Origin of the sequence: Azoarcus sp. TTM-91 (assembly GCF_012911025.1) — a bacterium.
Taxonomy (GTDB): domain Bacteria; phylum Pseudomonadota; class Gammaproteobacteria; order Burkholderiales; family Rhodocyclaceae; genus Azoarcus.
The window spans coordinates 1-20,586 of record NZ_WUEI01000023.1; the positions used below are offsets into that span (position 1 = coordinate 1).

22 protein-coding genes and 1 riboswitch are annotated in these 20,586 nt (G+C 68.3%); of the genes, 11 read left to right on the forward strand and 11 right to left on the reverse strand.

Annotation, left to right across the window (positions count from 1 at the left end; all coding sequences use genetic code 11):
- The first annotated feature begins 469 nt into the window (after nt 1–469).
- From GRF61_RS08985 to cynS, 7 genes are all read left to right on the forward strand, one after another.
- The gene (locus GRF61_RS08985; protein WP_169150327.1) at nt 470–1,633 is read left to right on the forward strand and encodes a PAS domain-containing sensor histidine kinase; all 1,164 of its coding nucleotides are present in this window, start codon (nt 470–472) and stop codon (nt 1,631–1,633) included.
- Nucleotides 1,634–1,646: 13 nt separating this feature from the next.
- Nucleotides 1,647–2,360: a response regulator transcription factor gene (locus GRF61_RS08990; RefSeq protein ID WP_211165850.1), complete on the forward strand. Its 714-nt coding sequence runs from the start codon at nt 1,647–1,649 to the stop codon at nt 2,358–2,360.
- A gap of 138 nt (nt 2,361–2,498) precedes the next feature.
- Nucleotides 2,499–3,218: a DJ-1/PfpI family protein gene (locus tag GRF61_RS08995; RefSeq protein WP_169150328.1), complete on the forward strand. Its 720-nt coding sequence runs from the start codon at nt 2,499–2,501 to the stop codon at nt 3,216–3,218.
- A gap of 20 nt (nt 3,219–3,238) precedes the next feature.
- Nucleotides 3,239–4,600, forward strand: a complete 1,362-nt coding sequence (locus GRF61_RS09000; protein ID WP_169150329.1) for a CmpA/NrtA family ABC transporter substrate-binding protein — start codon at nt 3,239–3,241, stop codon at nt 4,598–4,600.
- Between the two features lie 3 nt (nt 4,601–4,603).
- Nucleotides 4,604–5,446 (forward strand): nitrate ABC transporter permease, encoded by an 843-nt coding sequence (gene ntrB / locus GRF61_RS09005; RefSeq protein ID WP_169150330.1) that lies wholly within the window; start codon nt 4,604–4,606, stop codon nt 5,444–5,446.
- A 5-nt stretch (nt 5,447–5,451) separates the two neighbouring features.
- Nucleotides 5,452–6,393 carry an ABC transporter ATP-binding protein gene (locus GRF61_RS09010; protein ID WP_169150331.1) on the forward strand — a complete coding sequence of 314 codons (942 nt, stop codon included), beginning with the start codon at nt 5,452–5,454 and terminating at the stop codon, nt 6,391–6,393.
- Nucleotides 6,394–6,404: 11 nt separating this feature from the next.
- Nucleotides 6,405–6,848: a cyanase gene (gene cynS / locus GRF61_RS09015; RefSeq protein ID WP_169150332.1), complete on the forward strand. Its 444-nt coding sequence runs from the start codon at nt 6,405–6,407 to the stop codon at nt 6,846–6,848.
- 132 nt (nt 6,849–6,980) lie between these two features.
- Here the strand turns inward: cynS and GRF61_RS09020 are convergent, their stop codons facing one another.
- Both GRF61_RS09020 and GRF61_RS09025 read right to left on the reverse strand, forming a co-directional pair.
- Nucleotides 6,981–7,271 (reverse strand): type II toxin-antitoxin system RelE/ParE family toxin, encoded by a 291-nt coding sequence (locus tag GRF61_RS09020; RefSeq protein WP_169150333.1) that lies wholly within the window; start codon nt 7,269–7,271, stop codon nt 6,981–6,983.
- Entirely contained in the window at nt 7,268–7,570 is a 303-nt protein-coding gene (locus GRF61_RS09025; protein WP_169150334.1) for a hypothetical protein, read from the reverse strand. The genes GRF61_RS09020 and GRF61_RS09025 overlap by 4 nt, the downstream gene beginning before the upstream one ends.
- Nucleotides 7,571–7,718: 148 nt before the next feature.
- On the opposite strand from GRF61_RS09025, the gene GRF61_RS09030 reads away from it, so the two are divergent.
- Nucleotides 7,719–8,921 (forward strand): lytic murein transglycosylase, encoded by a 1,203-nt coding sequence (locus tag GRF61_RS09030; RefSeq protein WP_169150335.1) that lies wholly within the window; start codon nt 7,719–7,721, stop codon nt 8,919–8,921.
- On the opposite strand, the gene GRF61_RS09035 is transcribed toward GRF61_RS09030, so the two are convergent.
- A complete protein-coding gene (locus tag GRF61_RS09035) occupies nt 8,890–9,168 on the reverse strand; it encodes a hypothetical protein (RefSeq protein ID WP_169150336.1) in 279 nt (92 codons plus the stop codon). The two genes, GRF61_RS09030 and GRF61_RS09035, sit on opposite strands and share 32 nt — an antisense overlap.
- A 98-nt stretch (nt 9,169–9,266) precedes the next feature.
- Nucleotides 9,267–9,551: a hypothetical protein gene (locus GRF61_RS09040; RefSeq protein WP_211165851.1), complete on the reverse strand. Its 285-nt coding sequence runs from the start codon at nt 9,549–9,551 to the stop codon at nt 9,267–9,269.
- Nucleotides 9,552–9,804: 253 nt separating this feature from the next.
- On the opposite strand from GRF61_RS09040, the gene GRF61_RS09045 reads away from it, so the two are divergent.
- The 3 genes from GRF61_RS09045 (at nt 9,805) to GRF61_RS09055 (ending at nt 12,917) form a co-directional block, all read left to right on the forward strand.
- On the forward strand, nt 9,805–10,689 hold the full coding sequence (locus tag GRF61_RS09045; protein ID WP_169150337.1) for a flagellin: 885 nt from the start codon (nt 9,805–9,807) through the stop codon (nt 10,687–10,689).
- Between the two features lie 232 nt (nt 10,690–10,921).
- Nucleotides 10,922–11,803 carry a flagellin gene (locus GRF61_RS09050; RefSeq protein ID WP_169150338.1) on the forward strand — a complete coding sequence of 294 codons (882 nt, stop codon included), beginning with the start codon at nt 10,922–10,924 and terminating at the stop codon, nt 11,801–11,803.
- 121 nt (nt 11,804–11,924) lie between these two features.
- Nucleotides 11,925–12,917: a hypothetical protein gene (locus GRF61_RS09055; RefSeq protein WP_169150339.1), complete on the forward strand. Its 993-nt coding sequence runs from the start codon at nt 11,925–11,927 to the stop codon at nt 12,915–12,917.
- 250 nt (nt 12,918–13,167) lie between these two features.
- Here GRF61_RS09055 and GRF61_RS09060 read toward each other — a convergent pair whose 3' ends face one another.
- From GRF61_RS09060 to GRF61_RS09090, 7 genes are read right to left on the reverse strand one after another with little or no spacing between them, the layout of a single operon-like run.
- Nucleotides 13,168–15,255, reverse strand: a complete 2,088-nt coding sequence (locus GRF61_RS09060; protein WP_169150340.1) for a flagellar biosynthesis protein FlhA — start codon at nt 15,253–15,255, stop codon at nt 13,168–13,170.
- A gap of 13 nt (nt 15,256–15,268) precedes the next feature.
- A complete protein-coding gene (locus tag GRF61_RS09065; RefSeq protein WP_169150341.1) occupies nt 15,269–16,396 on the reverse strand; it encodes a flagellar type III secretion system protein FlhB in 1,128 nt (375 codons plus the stop codon).
- 3 nt (nt 16,397–16,399) lie between these two features.
- A complete protein-coding gene (fliR, locus tag GRF61_RS09070) occupies nt 16,400–17,179 on the reverse strand; it encodes a flagellar biosynthetic protein FliR (RefSeq protein ID WP_169150342.1) in 780 nt (259 codons plus the stop codon).
- Between the two features lie 14 nt (nt 17,180–17,193).
- Entirely contained in the window at nt 17,194–17,466 is a 273-nt protein-coding gene (locus GRF61_RS09075) for a flagellar biosynthetic protein FliQ (protein ID WP_133587976.1), read from the reverse strand.
- Nucleotides 17,467–17,485: 19 nt separating this feature from the next.
- The gene (gene fliP / locus GRF61_RS09080; protein WP_169150343.1) at nt 17,486–18,325 is read right to left on the reverse strand and encodes a flagellar type III secretion system pore protein FliP; all 840 of its coding nucleotides are present in this window, start codon (nt 18,323–18,325) and stop codon (nt 17,486–17,488) included.
- Nucleotides 18,322–18,693 carry a FliM/FliN family flagellar motor switch protein gene (locus tag GRF61_RS09085; RefSeq protein WP_169150344.1) on the reverse strand — a complete coding sequence of 124 codons (372 nt, stop codon included), beginning with the start codon at nt 18,691–18,693 and terminating at the stop codon, nt 18,322–18,324. The genes fliP and GRF61_RS09085 overlap by 4 nt, the downstream gene beginning before the upstream one ends.
- A gap of 4 nt (nt 18,694–18,697) precedes the next feature.
- Nucleotides 18,698–19,555 (reverse strand): FliM/FliN family flagellar motor C-terminal domain-containing protein, encoded by an 858-nt coding sequence (locus GRF61_RS09090; protein ID WP_169150345.1) that lies wholly within the window; start codon nt 19,553–19,555, stop codon nt 18,698–18,700.
- A gap of 387 nt (nt 19,556–19,942) precedes the next feature.
- A riboswitch (cyclic di-GMP riboswitch) is annotated at nt 19,943–20,043 on the forward strand.
- Nucleotides 20,044–20,586 lie beyond the last annotated feature (543 nt).

Consider the following 20,586-nt stretch of genomic DNA (forward strand, 5'->3'; position numbering starts at 1 on the left):
GGCTCGGACGGGCGGGTAGTGGCCGCCGCCACGCCGGCCCTGCATGCGGCGGCGCTGGCGCTGCTGGGCGCCTGAGCGCGGAGAGGGCAGGGGGAACCGGTCGCATCCCCCCTGTCGCGCACTGCCCTGGGGTGTGGCCCGGGCGCAGTGCCCGCATCTGGTGCCTCGGCGGGGGCGGCCGCGGGAGTGTGCCCAGGCTGAGCGGAAGCTGAACGATTGCCCCGGCCGGCGGGTGCCGGCGGCCGGATGCGCACCGCCGCCGGGCGTGTAGGGCGCACTGCAAGGCGGATGACGAGGCGCTCGCCCCCGCGGTTGCCGGCGATGCCGAGTGTCCGCTCCGCCGCGGCAAGCGATGGCTGCGACGCGCCACCGCCCCTGTCCCGCCCCACGCGGTCCGCGGCCCGGTGGGCAGGGCGGCCGGGCCGGCACTTTTCTTGCGCGGGCTCCGTGGTCCCATGCGGAGCCACCGATGTTCGCCGACCTTCACCAGCTTTCCCACCACGCCGCCTGGCGGCGCCAGCTCGAGATGCTGCTCGAATCGGCGGGCGAGGGCATCTACGGCATCGACCTGCGCGGCCGCTGCATCTTCATCAACCGCGCCGGCGCCGAGATGCTGGGCTACAGCGCGGACGAGGTGCTGGGCCGCAACATGCACTACCTCATCCACCACTCCCATGCGGACGCGGCGCTGATGCCGGTGCACGACTGCCGCATCTTCAAGGCCTTCAAGGAAGGCCAGGGCTGCCGGGTGGAGGACGAGGTGCTGTGGCGGCGCGACGGCAGCGCCTTTCCGGCCGAATACGCTTCCTACCCGATACGTGACGGCGAGACGGTGGTGGGCGCGGTGGTCACCTTCACCGACATCACCGAGCGCAAACGCACCCAGGCCGCGCTGCAAGTGGCGCACGCCGAGCTGGAGCGGCGGGTGGCCGAGCGCACCGCCGAGCTGTCCACCGCCAACCTGCAGCTGCGCCAGGCCCGCGACGGCCTGCGGCGGCTGTCGGCGCACATGAACTCGGTGCGGGAGGAAGAGCGCGCCCACATCGCCCGCGACATCCACGACGACCTCGGCGCCTCCCTCACCGCCATGCAACTGGAGCTGAACTGGCTACGCCAGCGCCTGGACCAGCAGCCAGAGATGCTGGCCCACATCGACGCCGCGCTGGAGATCGGCGCCACCGCCATGGGCGCGGTGCGCCGCATCCTCAACGACCTGCGCCCCGGCGTGCTCGACCACCTCGGCCTGTGGGCGGCGCTGGAATGCCTGCTGCAGGACGTGCAGGCGCGTGGCGGCCTGCGCTGCAGCTTCGTCTGCCCGCCGGCGGTGGAGCGCTGCCGGCTGGGGCGGGAGGCGGAGATCGCCGTCTACCGCATCGTCCAGGAAGTGCTCACCAACGTGCAGCGCCACGCCGGCGCCGGCCGGGTGGCGCTGCTGGCGCGGGCGCTGGACCGCGACCTGGTGATCGCGGTGGAGGACGATGGCTGCGGCATGCGGGTGCCGGCCCAGCCCACCAGCTTCGGCCTGCTGGGCATGCACGAACGGGCGCGCGCCATCGGCGGCGAGCTTTCCATAGACAGCGAGCCGGGGCGCGGCACCGTGGTCAGCCTGCGGCTGCCCGGCGTGCTGGCCTGAGCGAGGAGGGAGCATGGACAAGCCGGTAGCGGAAGACCACGGCAGGGAAGGCCGGACGATGGGCGGCCGCGCAAGCGGCCTGGGCGCCGGTGGCATCCGCGTGCTCATCGTGGACGACCACATGATCATCCGCCGCGGCCTGGCGCAGATCCTCGCCGGCGACGGCCGCATCGGCGCGGTGAGCGAGGCGGAGGACGGCCCCGCCGCGCTGCGGGCGCTGCGCGCGGCCGGTGCCGATGTGGTGCTGCTCGACATCGCCCTCGGCGACCGTGACGGCCTGGACGTGCTCAAGGCCGTGCGCAGCGAGTTTCCCGCCACCGGCGTGGTGATGCTGTCGGTGTATCCGGAGACGCAGTTCGCGGTGCGCTCCATCCGCGCCGGCGCCGCTGCCTATCTCAACAAGGGCTGCTCGCCGGAAACCCTGTTCGCCGCCATCGCCAAGGTGGCCGGCGGCGGCGTCTACATCACCCCGGAGATCGCCGAGCTGCTGGCCCGCAACGTGCGCGCCGACGAAGCCCGGCCGCCGCACGAAACCCTCTCCAACCGTGAGTTCCAGGTGCTGAAGCTGCTGGCCCAGGGGCGCTCGATATCCGAGATCGCCGAACAGCTGTCGCTGTCGGTGAACACCATCTCCACCTACCGCAGCCGGGTGTTCGACAAGCTGGGCGTGCGCAGCATGGTGGAGCTGCTGACCTACGCCGCCCGCCAGGACCTGCTGCCGATCTGAGGCCGAGGCGGGTGTTTGGCCAGGGCCGCCCCGCCACAGCGTGTAGTGCCAGCACTACAAACGGATCACGACAACCGCGATACCGGCGCCGGCGCGGGGCGCACAAGATGAGGCCATCCGTCAGCCACAGGGGCCGTCATGCTGCGCAAGCCGGGTTTCAGACTGGGCGTCTATCTCTTCCGCGACGCCGAGATCGCCGATTACGCCGGCCCCTGCGGCGTGTTCGCCGCCGCCCAGCGCTTCGACCCCGAGCTGCAGGTCTTCATCCTCGCCGAGGGCGCGCGGCCGGTGAGCACCCGCGCCGGCCTCACCGTGCAGCCCGCCTACGCCCTGGCCGAGAACCCGGCGATGGACGCGCTGCTGCTGCCCGGCGGCCCCGGCGTGCGCCAGGAGATGCACAACCGCCGCCTGCACGACTACATCCGCAGCCTGCCCGAGGATTGCCTGCTCGCCAGCGTGGGCACCGGCTCCTGGGTGTATGGCCGCATGGGCCTGCTCGACGGCCTGCCGGCCACCAACCGCAAGGAGCCGGACCGCTACGAGGCCTCCCACCTGGGCAAGACGCCGATAGATCGCCTGGCCGAGCTCGCTCCCGGCTGCCGGGTGAGCCATGCGCGGGTGGTGGACGCCGGCCGCCTCGTCACCGCCGGCGGCATGAGCGCCGGCGTGGAGCTGGGCCTGCACCTGCTGCGCCGCGCCGGCTACGACGAAGGCTTCGTGCGCGAGGTGGCGCGCGTCATGGAATACCAGCGCGGCTACGACAGCTACGCCCACGACATCGAATACGCCGCCGGCGCGCCCGCCGCTCAGTCCGCATCCCAGCCCGCTTCCCTTTCCCCGCTGTTGAAGTCCGCCTGAACCTTCACAAGGAGCCCCCCATGTCCGCTTTCCGCAATCCCTTCGATCACCGGGTGCGCCTGCACCGCAGCGGCTGCGCCTGCGGCCGCCACGCCAGCCAGGCCGAGCACGACCATGCCGAGGCGCTGGAAGCGCGCCAGCTGCAGGACCGCGTGGTGGAAGGCGCGGTGATGCGCGCGCTGTTTCCGCAAGACGAGATGCGCCGCGGCTTCCTGCGCGCGGTGGGCGCCGGCACCGCGCTGGCCGCCGTCTCCACCCTGTTCCCGCTGGGACTGGCGAAGGAGGCCTTCGCCCAGGGCGCCGGCGCGCTGGAGAAGACCAAGCTGAAGGTGGGCTTCATCCCCATCACCTGCGCCACGCCCATCATCATGGCCCACCCGCTGGGCTTCTACTCCAAGTACGGCCTGGACGTGGAAGTGGTGAAGACCGCCGGTTGGGCGGTAATCCGCGACAAGGCGCTGGCCAAGGAATACGACGCTGCCCACATGCTGTCGCCGATGCCGCTGGCCATCTCCACGGGCACCGGCTCCAACCCGATTCCCTGGACCGCGCCGGCGGTGGAGAACATCAACGGCCAGGCCATCACGCTGGCCATGAAGCACAAGGACAAGCGCGATCCCAAGGACTGGAAGGGCTTCAAGTTCGCCGTGCCCTTCGACTACTCGATGCACAACTACCTGCTGCGCTACTACCTGGCGGAGCACGGCCTGGACCCGGACCGCGATGTGCAGATCCGCTCGGTGCCGCCGCCGGAGATGGTGGCCAACCTGCGCGCCGACAACATCGACGGCTTCCTCGCCCCCGACCCGGTGAACCAGCGCGCGGTGTATGACGGCGTCGGCTTCATTCACCTGCTGTCGAAGGAGATCTGGGACGGCCACCCCTGCTGCGTGTTCTCCGCCAGCAAGGAGTTCGTCGCCCAGAACCCCAACACCTACCACGCGCTGCTGAAGTCCATCCTCGACGCCACCGCCTACGCCCGCAAGGCCGAGAACCGCAAGGAGATCGCCGCCGCCATCGCCCCGGCCAACTACCTCAACCAGCCGGTGACGGTGGTGGAGCAGGTGCTCACCGGCACCTACGCCGACGGCCTGGGCAACGTGAAGAAAGACCCCAACCGCATCGACTTCGACCCCTTCCCCTACGACAGCTTCGCGGTGTGGATCCTCACCCAGATGAAGCGCTGGGGGCAGCTCAAGGGCGAGGTGGATTACGCCAAGGTGGCGAAGGAGGTGTTCCTCGCCACCGACGCCGCCCGCCTGATGAAGGAGCTGGGCATGCCCGCCGCCGATCCGGCCAGGCCCATCGTCGTCATGGGCAAGACCTTCGACCCGAAGCAGCCGGCGGCCTACGTCGACAGCTTCGCCATCAAGCGGGGCTGAGCCATGAAGTCCGCCCGACCCTGGCTGGCGCCGCTGCTGTCAGCGCTCTTTCTCGCGCTGCTCGTCGGCGTCTGGTACCTCGCCACCTACCAGCCGGCCGCCGAGGCCACGGTGGATTCCGAGTACGCCGCCCTGGTCGGGCAGGCCGCCTCCACCGGCGCCAAGTCGGCCATGCCGACGCCGGGCGAGGTCGGTGCCAAGCTGTGGGAGCACCTGTCCGACCCCTTCTACGACCGCGGCACCAACGACAAGGGCATCGGCATCCAGCTGCTGTACTCCATCGGCCGGGTGCTGCTGGGCTTCGGCCTGGCGGCGCTGGTGGCGATTCCGCTGGGTTTCGTGATCGGCATGTCGCCGCTGATCTACAAGGCGCTGGACCCCTTCATCCAGGTGCTGAAGCCGGTGTCGCCGCTGGCCTGGATGCCGCTGGCGCTCTACACCATCAAGGATTCCGGCATCTCCGCCATCTTCGTCATCTTCATCTGCTCGCTGTGGCCGATGCTGGTGAACACCGCCTTCGGCGTTGCCGGCGTGCGCCGCGACTGGCTCAACGTCGCCCGCACGCTGGAGGTGTCGCGGCTGCGCACCGCCTTCCAGGTCATCCTGCCGGCGGCTGCGCCCACCATCATGACCGGCATGCGCATCTCCATCGGCATCGCCTGGCTGGTCATCGTCGCCGCCGAGATGCTGGTCGGCGGCACCGGCATCGGCTACTTCGTGTGGAACGAGTGGAACAACCTCTCCATCGCCAACATCATCAGCGCCATCCTCTTCATCGGCCTGATCGGCATGGCGCTGGATACCCTGCTGGCCCGCCTCGCGCGCGCCGTCACCTACCGGGAATGAGCGCAATGACCCAGCCCTTCCTCAAGGTCGAGGCGCTCGCCAAGCGCTACCCCGGTCCCGCCGGCAAGCCGGCCAACACGGTGTTCGAGAACATCCACTTCGGCATCGCCAAGGGCGAGTTCGCCTGCATCGTCGGCCACTCCGGCTGCGGCAAGACCACCATCCTCAACGTGCTCGCCGGCCTGGACGAAGCCAGCGAAGGCGTGGTCATCATGGACGGCCGCGAGGTGCGCGGCCCCTCGCTGGACCGCGGCGTGGTGTTCCAGGGCCATGCGCTGCTGCCCTGGCTCAGCACGCTGAAGAACGTGGAGTTCGGCGTGCGCTCGCGCTGGCCGCAATGGACGCCGAAGCAGATCGAGGCGCACAGCATCCGCTACCTGGAGATGGTCGGCCTCGGCCATGCGCTGCACAAGAAACCGGCGGAGCTTTCCGGCGGCATGAAGCAGCGGGTGGGCATTGCCCGCGCCTTCGCCATCCAGCCCAAGATGCTGCTGCTGGACGAGCCTTTCGGCGCGCTGGACGCGCTCACCCGCGGCACCATCCAGGACGAGCTGCTCGCCATCGTGCAGGCCACCCACCAGACGGTATTCATGATCACCCACGATGTGGACGAGGCCATCCTGCTCGCCGACAAGGTGCTGCTGATGAGCAACGGGCCTCATGCCCGCATCGCCGAGATCGTGGACATCACCATGCCGCGCGACCGCAGCCGCGCCACCATCCACCACGATCCGCAGTACTACCGCATCCGCAATCACCTGGTGGATTTCCTGGTGAACCGCTCGCGCGACTACGCCGCCGGCGAGCCCGCCGCCGCGGCCCACGACCCGCGCAATCCGCCTCTGGTCCGCCCCGGCCTGGAGGGCGGCGCTGAGGTGCTCCCGCTTTCCGCCGGCACGGCCGCCGCCGTGTCACTGCTCAAACCCCTGTCATCCGCATCCGCCTGAAGGAGACTCCCATGACCCGCAACGAAGTCACCGCCCTGATCCTGGAATCCAAGCTCAAGAACAAATTCACCTGGGCCCAGCTGGCCGAGATCGTCGGCCAGAGCAAGGAGTGGGCTACCGCCGCGCTGCTCGGCCAGATGACCCTCACCGAAACCCAGGCCAATGCCGTCGGCGCCGCGCTGGAGCTGCCGGAGGCCGCCATCGCCCAGCTGCAGGTGGTGCCCTACAAGGGCTCGCTGCCCACCGCCGTACCCACCGACCCGCTGATCTACCGTTTCTACGAACTGATCAGCGTGTATGGCACCACCTTCAAGGAACTGATCCACGAGGAGTTCGGCGACGGCATCATGAGCGCCATCGACTTCAAGATGGACCTGCAGCGCGAGCCCGACCCCAAGGGCGACCGGGTGAGCATCACCATGAGCGGCAAGTTCCTGCCGTACAAGACGTATTGAGGTCGCGCTTTCCTCCACGCCCGCCCGGCGCAGGGCGGGCGTGGAGGGCGCCTGTGCATCCGGACGGAACGCCGCCGCCTTCAAGCGCGGCGTTTTTCCTTCCGGCGTGCAGCCGGCGGTGAGTCGTCCGAACTAGAGATAGTCCTCTTCCCGCTGGTGCCGCAGCGCCAGTACCAGCGCGATGTCCGCCGCCTCGTCGTAGCTGTACAGCGCCAGGTAGCCGGACTGGCCGCGGGAGATCACCAGTTCGCGCAGGCCCTGCGGCAGCGGGCGGCCGATGCGGGGATGGCGGGCGAGGATGGCCAGGGCATCGAGGATGAGATCCACCGTTTCGATGGCGGCGCTGGCGTCGGCTTCCAGCAGGAAGTCGGTGAGGCGCTCCAGGTCGTCGGCTGCCTCGGGTGCGAGCAGCCAGCGCGTCATGCTTCGCTGTCGTCGGCGGGCAGCAGGGCTTGCGGCGCCGGTCGGGGGGCCGCCTTGCCGCGGGCGCGCTTGCGCAGGTAGTCGGCGAAGGCGGGGCCGTCGATGGCGGTGCCGCTGGCCTCCACGTCAGCGCGCGCCTGCAAGGCACGGGCGACGAAGGCATCGTGCGCGGCGGCGCGCTCCAGCTCGCGGTCTATGGCCCTGACCATCAGCGCATGCGGCGTCACCCCCTGGCGGGCGGCGGCTTCCTGCAGGCGCTGGCGCGTCGTTTCGTCCAGCTTCACGGACAGATTGGGCATGCTCTGATCTCCATCTCGGTATTGAAATGGTACTACCGGGATGGCGGGGCGCTCAACGCGCCCGCTCCCGGCGCCATCCGGCCCGCGCTTGTATCCGTATCTCTCCAGCGGTCGTCCCTGCGCTCCCCGGCCGTTAAAATGCCGGCCCATGAACGCCAAGATCCTGAGCCTCGCGCTGGCGGCCGCCTGCCTGCCGCTTTCCGTTCCGGCCACCGCGGCCGACGAGTTTTCCGAATGCCTCGCCCGCCTGCGCGGTGAGGCGCCCGCCAAGGGCGTCACCGCCGCGACCTTCGACACCGCCACCGCCGCGCTGCAGCCGGACATGGCGGTGATCGGCCTGCTCGATGCCCAGCCAGAGTTCGTCACCCCGATCTGGGATTACCTCGCCGGGCTGGTGGACGAAGAGCGCGTGGCCGACGGCCGCGCCATGCTGGCGCAGTGGCAAGCGGTGCTGGCGCGGGTGGAGGCGGAGTACGGCGTCGATCCGGCCACGGTGGTGGCGGTGTGGGGCGTGGAGAGCAACTACGGGCGCAACTTCGGCAGCCGCTCGCTGCTGACCTCGCTGTCCACCCTGTCCTGCTTCGGCCGCCGCCAGCCTTATTTCCGCGGCGAGTTCTTCGCCACCATGAAGATCATGCAGGACGAGCACATGGCGCCGGAGCGACTGGTCGGCTCCTGGGCGGGCGCCTTCGGCCACACCCAGTTCATGCCTTCCACCTACCTGCGGCTGGCGGTGGATTTTGACGGCGATGGCCGTCGCGACCTGGTGGACAGCGTGCCGGACGCCCTGGCCTCCACCGCCAACTACCTGCGCAAGTCCAACTGGCAGCCGGGCCAGCGCTGGGGCTTCGAGGTGAAGCTGCCGGCGGGGCTGGACACCTCGGGTGCCGGCCGGCGCAACAAGAAGCCGATGTCGGAGTGGGCGGCGCGCGGCTTGCGCCAGGTGGATGGCAGCGCGCTGCCGGCGGGCGCGACGCCGGCCGGCCTGTTGCTGCCGGCGGGGCCGCAGGGGCCGGCCTTCCTCGTCACCCGCAACTTCGACGCCATCTATTCCTACAACGCCGCCGAGAGCTACGCGCTGGCCATCGCCCATCTGTCGGACCGCCTGCGCGGCGGCCAGCCCTTCGCCACGCCGTGGCCGACCGACGATGCCGGCCTGTCGCGCGCCGAGCGGCGCGAGCTGCAGACCTTGCTGATCGCCCGCGGCTACGACATCGGCAACCCGGACGGGATGATAGGTGCGCGCACCCGCGAGGCCATCCAGGCCGTGCAGCGCGAGCTGGGCCTGGAGGCGGACGGGCGCGCAGGGCAGAAGATCCTTACTGCGCTGCGCCGTTCACCGCATCGCTGACGCACTTCTTGACGAAGCTGGCCTTGGCGGCGCCGGCCAGCTTCTTCTCGGTGGCGCTGGCGGAGCACATGGTGTTGGCGTCCTTCTCGCACTTTTTCAGGAAGCTGCTGCGCGCGGCGCCGGCGAGTTTCTTCTCGTCGGCGCGCGCCGTGCAGGCCCCTGCGGGCGCATCGGCTGCGTAGGCGGCGGTGGCGAACAGGCCGCTGCCGATCACGGCGGCGGCAAGCAGGGCGGGCAATGTACGCATCTTGTTTTCTCTCCTGGGACGGGCCCGGACGGGCCGCATTCCCCAGTCTAGAAGCGGCCGCGGCGGCTAGCCATCATGCGCCGCGGCACGTTGCGCGCTTACGACAAGGATTGCCGCAGCGCATGCTCCGCATCGTCTGCAGCCATTGCGTCGCGGCGTTCGGCCACGGTGCGCTCACCCCAGCGGCGGGGGTTGCCGCACATCCAGCAACTGCACGGCGCCGGCGTACGGGCGCGCACGGCCGCGTAGCGCTGACGCTCGGCGTCTGCCAGGCGCCAGCTGGGCGGAAAGGGGTTCTGGCAGGCGCGTCTCAGCCAGCGGGCCTTGAGGCGGGCGAGGTGATGACGGCGCAGCGCCCGTGTTCGTTTTCGCTCGTTTTCCATGATGCTCTCCGATTGCGGCCGGCACCCGGTGTGGGGCCGGCCATGCGTATCGGAAAGCCGCCCGCCGGTTGATTGCAGCGCAGCCGGCGGGCGTGGCAGGAATGGGGGTAGAGCTGCATCCAGAAGCCTGAGTGTTGGGTGGTGAGGTGGTTTGATACGGCGTCGATTTAAGTCCGCCGTCTGGCGGGTCGCCTTCGGAAAGGGAGGGCGACTGCATTATGCCCCCGCCACCAAACCGCCAGGAGTACTTGTCATGCTTAGCCTACACACCAATGCCGCCGCGCTCTCCACGACTGCCGCCGTTGGCAGCAACCAGAAGGCGCTGTCCACCTCGATGACCCGCCTGGGCACCGGCTACCGGATCAACTCGGCGATGGATGATGCCGCCGGCCTGCAGATCGCGACTCGTCTCGAGGCACAGACGCGCGGCATGTCGGTCGCGATGCGCAACACCCAGAACGGCATCTCGATGATGCAGGTCGCCGAAGGCGCCTTCGAGGAAGTGACCAACATCCTGATGCGGATGAAGGACCTTGCGACCGAATCCGCCACCGCGTCGGCCACCGACGACGACCGCACCGCGATGCAGTCCGAGTTCGACGCCCTCGGCTCCGAGCTGGCCAACATCATCCAGAACACCTCCTTCGGCGGCGAGAAGCTGTTCAGCAGCGGCACCACGCTGGACGGCACCGGCGGCAAGCTGTCGGATGCGCTGACCTTCCAGATCGGCGCCACCTCCGACGAAACCATGGAAGTCGACGCCAGTGACGCGCTGGGCGACCTCGCCACCGCGCTGGCCGACATCAGCACCATGTTCGCCGCCACCCCGGCCGCCGGCACCGAAATCAGCGCCGCCACCGACGCCAACACGATGATCGACACCATCGCCGACGCGCTGGACGACGTCGGTTCCCTGCGCTCGCAATTGGGCGCGGCGTCCAACCGGCTGGACCATGTCTACAACAACCTGTCGAACATGAGCACCAACACGACGGAAGCGCGCAGCCGGATCATGGACGTGGATTACGCCAGCGAAACCGCCAACATGACGAGCAAGCAACTGCTGATGCAGGCCAGCACCTCGATGCTGAAGCAGAGCAGCAGCATGTCCCAGCTGGTGCTGAGCCTGATGCAGTAAGTCTGCGCTGACCTCCGGCGGCAAGCCGGATGTCATGAAAGCAGAAGGAAAGACGGTCGCCGCGGCGGCCGTTTTTTTTTGCCTCCGTCGCCCGCCGGACAGCGTGAACGAACGCCGGCTCCGGGCGCTCTTTTCACGCAATCCGGTTTAAGTCCGCAGGCCACCGGGTCGCCTTGTATCAGTGAGGGCGAGCAGCAGGCGCCCGTCACCAACCCAGCCAGGAGTACTTGCCATGCTTAGCCTACACACCAACGCCGCCGCGCTCTCCACGACTGCCGCCGTTGGCAGCAACCAGAAGGCGCTGTCCACCTCGATGACCCGCCTGGGCACCGGCTACCGGATCAACTCGGCGATGGATGATGCCGCCGGCCTGCAGATCGCGACTCGTCTCGAGGCGCAGACGCGCGGCATGTCGGTCGCGATGCGCAACACCCAGAACGGCATCTCGATGATGCAGGTCGCCGAAGGCGCCTTCGAGGAAGTGACCAACATCCTGATGCGGATGAAGGACCTTGCGACCGAATCCGCCACCGCGTCGGCCACCGACGACGACCGCACCGCGATGCAGTCCGAGTTCGACGCCCTGGGCTCCGAACTGGCCAACATCATCGGCAACACCTCCTTCGGCGGTGAGAAGCTGTTCGGCGCCGTCGGCGGCCCGGACGGCAAGCTGTCCGCCGCGCTGACCTTCCAGATCGGCGCCACCTCCGACGAAACCATGGAAGTGGACGCCTCCACCGCTCTCACCGGCCTGGATACCGCGCTGGGCGGCATCAGCTCCTTCTACAACGCCACCACGCCCACCGCCATCGGCACCGAGATCGACGACGCCACCGCGGCCAACGGCATGATCGACACCATCGCCGATGCGCTGGACGACGTGGGCGAGCTGCGCTCCCAGCTGGGCGCGGCGTCCAACCGGCTGGACCATGTCTACAACAACCTGTCGAACATGAGCACCAACACGACGGAAGCGCGCAGCCGGATCATGGACGTGGATTACGCCAGCGAAACCGCCAACATGACCAGCAAGCAACTGCTGATGCAGGCCAGCACCTCGATGCTGAAGCAGAGCAGCAGCATGTCCCAGCTGGTGCTGAGCCTGATGCAGTAAGCGCTCGGCGTTTTGCGGCCCCGCGCTCGCGGGGCCGTCCGAAGGCAGAGCCGACCGCAGCCGCGGGCGGCTTTTTTTTCGCACGCGGCCTGCGTGCGGACTGCAAGTGGAGGGCTAGAAGATGAGCGTGGGACGGGTTGCAGCGGTCGTCCATACCCAGGCCATACATCCCCATGGCGGCAACGAAGCCAGGTCATTGCCGAATGCCGGCGACACCTTGCGCCTGACCTTCTCCGAGGCGCTGGGCGACGATCTGCTGGCGCGCACCGAGGATGGACTGTCCTTGCGTCTGGGGGGCCTGGGGCGCCTCAGCCGGGATCTCGCCCCGGGTGACGTGCTGATGTTGAAAGTGCTCTCGACCGCGCCGCGGCTGGAACTGGAGCTGTTCGGCAACCTCGGCGCACGCGGCGGCGCGGCGGCCCCGCCGGCGGCGAACGCCGAGCCGGCGGCCATGCGGCTGGATCAGGCCGCGCTGCGGCAGATCTCCTGGCATGTGCCCGATCCGGCAACGTTGGCCCAGGGCTGGCGCCACCTGGTGCTGGGTGTAGGCATGGACGAGCCGCTGGCGCGGGCGCAGCTCGCCGGCATGCAGGCCATGTTCGCCCCCGCCGCCGGCCTGGCGGACACCGCCCCGAACGTGGCGCCGGCCCAGGTGGAGCGCTGGATCTTCCCGGTGTTCGCCTGGGGCGGCGTGCCGGCGATGCTGCGGGTGCTGCCGGTGGAAGAGGAGGAGGGCACGCCGCCGCGGCGCCGGCTGCGCACTTATGCGCTGCGGCTGGAACTGGTGTTGCCCGGCCTCGGCCATGTGGTCATCCAGGTGCAGGGCGGCGGAGGCGGCGTGCAGCTCAGCCTGGGCGTGGAGCGCCGTGAAGGCATGCCGACGGTGCGCGATGCCCTGCCGGCCATCGCCACCGCCATGGCCAGCGCCGACCTGCGGCTGCTGAAGGTGGCGCTGATGCACGGCCAGCCGCCGATCACCGTGCCCGCGCTGGCCGGTCTGTCACCCGGCACCGCGGCAGCGGCCCTGGCGCCCGGCCTGTTCCGGGCAGCGGCGGAAGTGGCGGTGGTATTGCTGGGTTGCGCGATGGCGAAGGACAACCGCGCGCGGGCTTGAGCGGGTAGAGGGGGAAGGAGAGGAAGAGCCGGGATTGCTGCGTGCAGCAATCCCGGCGGGCCGCCCCCTCTGCCCGGCCCCCAGTCCCTAGTCCTGCAAACAGATGCAGCTCGTCGAAAAAACGCCGCAGAGTTGCAGGTGCAGCGGTTTTCTCCGAACGTGGGAGAGGGGGCGCGGGAGAGGGGAAGGCCTTCAAACCCGGCGCAGCCGTTCTTGCTGAGCGCCCTCAAGCCAGCGCCGCACCTCGAACTCACCCCAGCGAGCCCACGATGCTCACCTCCCGCTGCTCGGGAATCTCGTTGTAGGACAGCACATGCAGCCCCGGCGCGAACAGGCGGGCGTAGCGCGCCAGCAGCGGGCGCACCTGCGGCATCACCAGCAGCAGTGGTGGCGTGCCCTGCTGCTTCATCTGTTCCCGCGCCAGCGGCATGTTGCTCTGCAGCTGGGCGAGCAGGTTGGGGTCTATCGGGAAGTTGTCCAGCGCCACCTTGCCGGCCTGGCGGGCCTGGTTCAGGGAGCCCAGCAGCATGTTCTCCAGCTCGCCGCCGAGGTTGAAGGCCTTCATCTCGCCGCTGTTGCCGACGATGCCGGCGACGATCTGGCGGCGCAGGGTGCAGCGCACTTCGGCGGCGAGCAGGATGGGCTCCTTGGTGGCCTCGGCGTTCTCCAGCAGCGTGGTGGCGATGGGCACGATGTCCTTCAGCGACACGTTCTCCGCCAGCAAGGTGCGGAACACCTTGAGCAGCTGGCTGTGGTTGAGCGCCTTCTCCAGCGCGCCGGAGAGCTTGGGCGCCAGCGCCGCCAGCCGCTCCATCAGCGCTGGTACGTCTTCATGCCGCAGCAGCTCCGGCAGGTTGTCGCGCATCACCTTGGAGAGGTGGGTGGCGATCACGCTGGCGCCGTCCACCACCTGGTAGCCCATGCCCAGCGCATGGGCCTTGTCCTGCGCGGCGATCCACACCACCGCCATGCCGTAGGCCGGGTCTATGCCGGGAATGCCGTCCACCTCGCCATATACCTGGGGCGAGGGAATCGCCATCAGGCGGTCGGCCAGGATCTCGCCCTGGGCGACGCTGGTGCCGGAGAGCTGGATGGCGTACTGGCTGGGCTTGAGTGCGAGGTCGTCGCGTATCGCCACCGGCGGCAGCAGGATGCCCAGGGTCTCGCTCATGGTCTGGCGCACGCCCTTCACCCGGCGCGACAGCGGCGCGTCATGCGCCTGGTCGATCAGGCCGACCAGCTTGTAGCCCACCGCCACCGCCAGCGGCTCGACGAAGGGCAGGGCGCGCCAGTCCAGCTCCGGCGGGCGTTCCGCCACCAGCGCGGTCTCCACCGCCTCCATGTCCGCCGGCGCGGGCCGTGGCCCCAGCTTGCTCACTCGCCAGGCGACGAAGGCGAGCACCGCGGCGAAGGTGAGGAAGGTGGCCCACGGCATGCCGGGGATGATGCCCAGCGCCAGCATCAGCGCGGCGGCAGCGTACAGCACCTGGGGCGAGGCCAGCAGCTGGGTGCCCAGCTGCTGTTCGAAGTCGCCGGCGTCGCTGACGCGGGTGACGATGATGGCGGCGGCGGCCGACAGCAGCAGCGCCGGAATCTGCGCCACCAGGCCGTCGCCGATGGTGAGCAGCGAGTACAGGCGGAAGGAGTCGCCCAGCGACAGGTCGTACATCAGCGCGCCGATGGCGATGCCGCCGACCATGTTGATGAGCAGGATGAGGATGCCGGCGATGGCGTCGCCGCGCACGAACTTGGAGGCGCCGTCCATGGCGCCGTAGAAGTCCGCCTCGGCTGCCACCTCGCGCCGCCGCGCCTGCGCCTTTTCCTGGTTGATGAGGCCGGCGTTGAGGTCGGCGTCGATCGCCATCTGCTTGCCCGGCAGCGCGTCCAGCGTGAAGCGGGCGGAGACCTCGGAGATGCGCTCCGCGCCCTTGGTGACGACGACGAAGTTGATGATCATCAGGATGACGAACACCACCAGGCCGACGACGAAGTTGCCGCCTATCACCACATGGCCGAAAGCCTCGATGACCTGGCCGGCGGCGTGGGTGCCTTCGTGGCCGTGCAGCAGCACTACCCGGGTGGAGGCCACGTTCAGCGCCAGCCGCAGCAGGGTGGTGGCGAGGATCACCGTGGGGAACACCGAGAAATCCAGCGGCCGCTTGGCGGTCACGCTCACCAGCACGATGATCAGCGCCATCACGATGTTGAAGGTGAACAGCACGTCCAGTACCACCGGCGGCAGCGGCAGGATCAGCATCGCCAGCAGGGCGAGCAGGAACAGCGGCGCGACGATGCGGTAGCGGCGCAGGTCGGCGAGGAGGCGGGCGAGGTAGCTCATGGCGTAAACGTCTTCAGCTCAGATGCGTGGGAACGGCCAGATCGCCGGGCAGCAAGGGCTCGCCGGGGCGCTGGCCGCCGCGGAAAGCCTTCAGCTGCAGCACGTAGGTCAGCACCTGCGCCACCGCCTTGTAGAGCGGCGCCGGAATCTGCTGATGGACCTGGCTGGTGTTGTAGATGGCGCGCGCCAGCGGCGGCAGCGGAACGACCTCCACCCCGTGCTCGGCGGCCACCGTGCGGATGTAGAGCGCCATCTCGTCCACCCCCTTGGCGACGACGAAGGGCGCTTCGGCGCGGCGGTCGTCGTACTTCAGGGCGACGGCGTAGTGCTCCGGGTTCACGATGACCACGTCTGCAGTGGGCACCGCCTTGCGCACGCTGCGGCGGGCCATCTGCATCTGCAGCTGGCGCACGCGCTGGCGCACTTCCGGCCGGCCCTCGCTGGTCTTGTGTTCTTCCTTGAGGTCGCGCTTGCTCATGCGCTGCTCGCGCAGGAACACCAGGCGCTGCACCGGCAGATCGATGAGGGCGAAGACGACGAAGACGGCGCACATGGCCATGATGCCGTTGCTCATCAGCCCCATGCCGTGGATCAGCGCCTGGTCCAGCGACTGCGACTGCAGGTGCAGGAAGGCCGCCATGCTGCTGCGGGTGACGTGGTAGAGCACCGTGGCGATGGTGGCCGCCTTCAGCGCGGTGGTGATCACCTCCACCACATGCTTGGGCTTGAACAGCCGCTTCGCATAGCCCAGCGGATTCAGCCGCTCCAGCTTGGGCTGCAGGTTCTTGGCGCTGAGCACCCAGCCGCCGGGGAATACCGAGGCCAGCGACACCAGCAGTGGAATCAGCGTCAGCGGCACCACCATCTTCAGCAGCAGGAGCAGCGCCGCGCTGAAGGCGTTGGACCAGACGTTGTCGATGGCGCTGCCGTCGCCGGAGAGGTCGGCGAAGCCCTGGCGCAGCAGCATGCGGAAATCCTCCAGCCAGCCGGGCGCCAGCAGCATCACCAGCTGCAGGCTGATGAGCAGGCCGACGGCGGTGGCCCAGTCGCGCGAGCGCGCCACCTGGCCCTGCTCGCGCGTCTTGCGCAGCTTCTGCGGCGTGGCCTTTTCCGTCTTCTCGCCGGTGGACTGATCGGCCATCGCTCAGCGCCCCATGCTGTAGGTGAGCATTTCCAGCACCCGCTCGGTCATGCGGATGTAATGCGCCGGAATGAAGCGCACCAGGTAGGCCAGCATGAACACGCCGAACACCACCACCATGGAGAAACCGAGGGAGAACAGGTTGAAGGCCGGCGCCACCCGGTTGAGGAAGCCGAAGCCCAGCTGCACCACGAAGGCGGAGAACACGATGGGCACCGCCAGCAGCAGCGCGGCGGAGAACACCCAGGCCACCGCATGGGCCAGCGTCTCCAGCGGCTGGCCGATGAAGGCCGCCAGCCCGCCGCCCACCGGCCAGGCCTGGAAGCTGGCGCCGAGCACGCCGGTGAGCACCAGGTGGCCGTCGATGGAGAAGAACACCAGCGCCACCAGGATGTAGAGCAGGGTGGAGACGACGTCGGACGAGGTGCCGTTCATCGGGTCGTTCATCAGCGCCATCGCCAGGCCCATCTGCGAGGCGATGAGGTAGCCCAGCACCATGACGATGGCGACGGTGAGATGGAAGGCGAGGCCGAGCGCGAAGCCGATCAGCGCCTGCTCGGCGGTGGCCACCACCGCCGCCAGGGAGATGGGCTCCAGCCCCACCGGCGCCTGCACCGCCGGCAGCAGCACCACCGCGAGCACCAGCGACAGCAGCACGCGCACGCTGATGGGCACCATGTTCTCGCCTATCATCGGCGCCGCGCTGAGCAGCGCCAGCGTGCGGCAGAAGGGCCACCACAGCGCGCCCAGCGCCTGCACCATCTGCCCCATCACCAGTTCCATCGCCGCCCCGGCGCCTAGCCGACCAGCAGCGCCGCGCGCTGGAACACCGACACGCAGAAATCCATCAGCGCGCCGGTGAGCCAGTGCCCCATCAGCATGATGGCGAGCAGGGTGACCAGCAGGCGCGGCAGGAAGCTCATCGTCTGCTCGTTGATCTGGGTGGCGGCCTGGAACAGCGCCACCAGCAGGCCGACGATGAGGCCGGGGCCGATCAGCAGCAGCACCATCAGCATGACCAGCCGCAGGCTCTCGCCGACGAGGTCGGTGGCGATGTCGGGCGTCAGCACGGGCGGCCTCCGGCGCGCATCAGGACACCATCCTCACGCTGGTCACCAGCGTGTTCACCGTCAGCGTCCAGCCATCCACCAGCACGAACAGCAGCAGCTTGAGCGGCAGCGAGATGACCAGGGGCGACAGCATCATCATGCCCATCGCCATCAGCACCGAGGACACCACCAGGTCGATGACGAGGAAGGGGATGAACAGCATGCAGCCGATCTGGAAGGCGGTCTTCAGCTCGCTCAGCACGAAGGCGGCGAGCTTGACGGTGAAGGCGTGGTCCGCCGGGTCGGCCACCTCGCCTTCGCCTGCCAGGTGGGAGATCTGCGCCAGCGCGCTCTTGCTCGTCTGCGCCAGCATGAAGCGGGACAGCGGCGCCTCGGCGATCTTCAGCGCTTCCTGCAGGCCGATGCGGTCTTCGTCATAGGGCATGAAAGCGTTCAGCCAGACGTGCTCGCCGATGGGCCGCATCACCAGCAGGGTGAGGATGAGGGCGACGCCGGTGATGATGCGGTTGGGCAGGCCCTGCTGCAGGCCCAGCGCCTGCCGCAGCAGCGACAGCACGATGACGAAGCGGGCGAAGCTGGTCATCATCAGCGCCAGCACCGGCAGCAGCCCGAGCAGCGTCATCAGGATGAGGACCTGGGTCTTCACCGTGAAATCGGTGGTATTGCCCTGGGTCGTGGTGCCGATGATGGGCACCGACGCGGCCGCGGCGAGCTGCGGCAGCAGCGCCAGGCCCAGCGCCGCCGCGCAGGCGAACAGCGCCGGCAGGCGGGAAGGGCGGCCGGCGGCCGCGGGTGAAGGCGCCGGCGCCTGCGCCAGGGCCAGCCCTGGCGCCACGCCGGCGGGCGGGCGCTGCGTCATGGGGCGAGCGTGCCCAGGTCGAGATCGGTGAGTTCCACCACCTTGAGACCGTAGTTCTCGCCCGCCACCACCACCTCGGCGCGGCCTATCGGCGTGCCGTTCACCTTGATCACCAGCGGCTCGCCGGCGATGGTGTCCAGCTCCAGCACGCTGTCCTGGCCCAGCTCCATCAGATCCTGCAGCGACACGCGGGCGGCGCCGACTTCGAGCGTCACCGTCACCGGGATCTTGCGCATCATCTGCGACATGTCGCGCCGCGGGCGGGCCGGCGCGGGCTCCGGGCGGAGCTCCGCCCCGGCCCCCGCCTCGGCCTCGTCGCCGAAGTCTTCCAGCAGCTTGTCCATCTCGACGTTGTCGGTGAGTTCCATGTGATTACTCCACATCTTCGAAAGAGGTCAGGCAGAGCTTGCCCTTGTGTTCCGCCACCGCGGCGCGGAACAGCAGGGAGTTGCCGATGAGGACTTCGGTGGGGCCCAGCTGCATCGGAATCACGTCGCCCACCCGGGCATCCAGCAACGCGCCCAGCGGCAACTCCTTTTCCAGCAGGCGCGCCACCAGCACCAGCGGCAGGCGGGCAGCCAGCGGCTTGGGCGGAAGCTTGCCGGGCCGGGTGCGCTCGGCGGCGGGGGCGACGCCGCGCAGGATGCGGCTCATCCAGGCCTCGTCCAGGGCGAACAGCAACTCGCCGGAGATGCCGTGGCCGGGCTCGACCAGCTCGGCGCGCAGCAGCCAGGTGCGCTCCACCGGCGGAGTCAGCGGGATCTCCGCCGGCTCGCCGCTTTCCGCGCTCCAGGTGGTGTCCGCGCCCGGCAGCAGGGCCACCCGCTGCGCCAGCGTGGCGACGAACTGCTTGCCCAGCAAGCCGCACAGCCGTTCCTCGGTCGCCGTCTCCGGCTGGGGCTCGCCATCGGCCTCCGGCACGCTGGCCGCGCCGTAACGGTAAGCAAGGATGCTGAGCAGCAGCCGCCGGTCCATCGAGAAGGCGACGCGGCCGGCGCCATGGTCGAACACCCGCCAGCGCCGTGCCGGCAGGGCGGGCGTCTGCGCCAGCTGAACCTTGCCGACCTGGAAGCTCGCGCGGTAGCGGCGGTTGAGCCGGGTTCGCAGCAACTCGGCGAGGTCGTCCCGCAACAGCGCGGTGAACTTGTCCAGCAAGTGCACCGGCCGCCCCAGGCAGCACGGGTCCAGTACCGGATAGTGATCGGAGGCGGTGGGAGGCGTGGTGTTCATGCTCGTCGGTAATGACCTGCCGTTTTGGACCTGCCGTTGACGGGGCGTCTCGCGCGATTCCACGAAATGCGGCGGAGCGATACTTGGGCGTTCGGTTGGAGTTCGGATCCGATTCGGCGCGATTCTATACGCACGAATTCGGATTTGGATCGAATTTCAATAACGGAAAATTAAATATAATGCGTGTTCTGGAAAAATAGGACGAAATTGAAGAAGAAGCGGTAGATTAAAAAGGCGGGGTGCGGAAGTTGACAATTTTATGAACCCGCTTGGTGCTGTTCTTTATTTTCGTGATTCAAATTGGTGCGTCATGGTGCGCTGCGAAAAAAATGCAAAAAAACTCGTCCATCTGCTTGACGGGATGTGTAAGCGTCATGTAACTTGAAGATACAACTAGGGCACACCCGCACGAAAGGCGGGGTCGCAAAGCTTCCGGTCTAACACCCTTCCGCGGCATGCGGGCGGGTCAAGATAGCGGGGTTGCCGGACTTGAGCCACCGTCTTGGCTTGCTTCAAATCCTTTTTAAATCAAGGGTTTGATGGTGTTCAAGTCTGTCATTCCGCCGTTCTGGCGAAGCTGAGGCCTCTCCGCGTGCGTGTGCTCCCCGATGGGATCGCAGAGCTCACGACAAGGAAAGCGTCATGAAACCACCCGGATACACTTGATGTTCGCATCGATGCTGCGCTGACTTCGCGCGGCAGGGCTAATGCCGTCCGGTTTATTGCCCTGCGGTCAATTCACTGTATTTTTATTGCGATCCGAATCGCGGATGTTGCACGGAATGAATATTCCGCGCAGGGGGATTTCTCGCGCTTCAATTTTTTGCACGATGCGCGATTGACGTTTTCTGAATGGAATTGAATTGCAGATTTGCTTTTCTAACGATTCTCTAACATTGCTTCGATATATCTCCCGATTCACTTCGTGACCCAATATAGTCACGCCCTCGATTGATGCCTTCGGTATAAGGCGACCATCCGCGGATTTTCTTAAACGCCTTTTTTGATTTGTTTGCCGCCGGGGTTTTCAT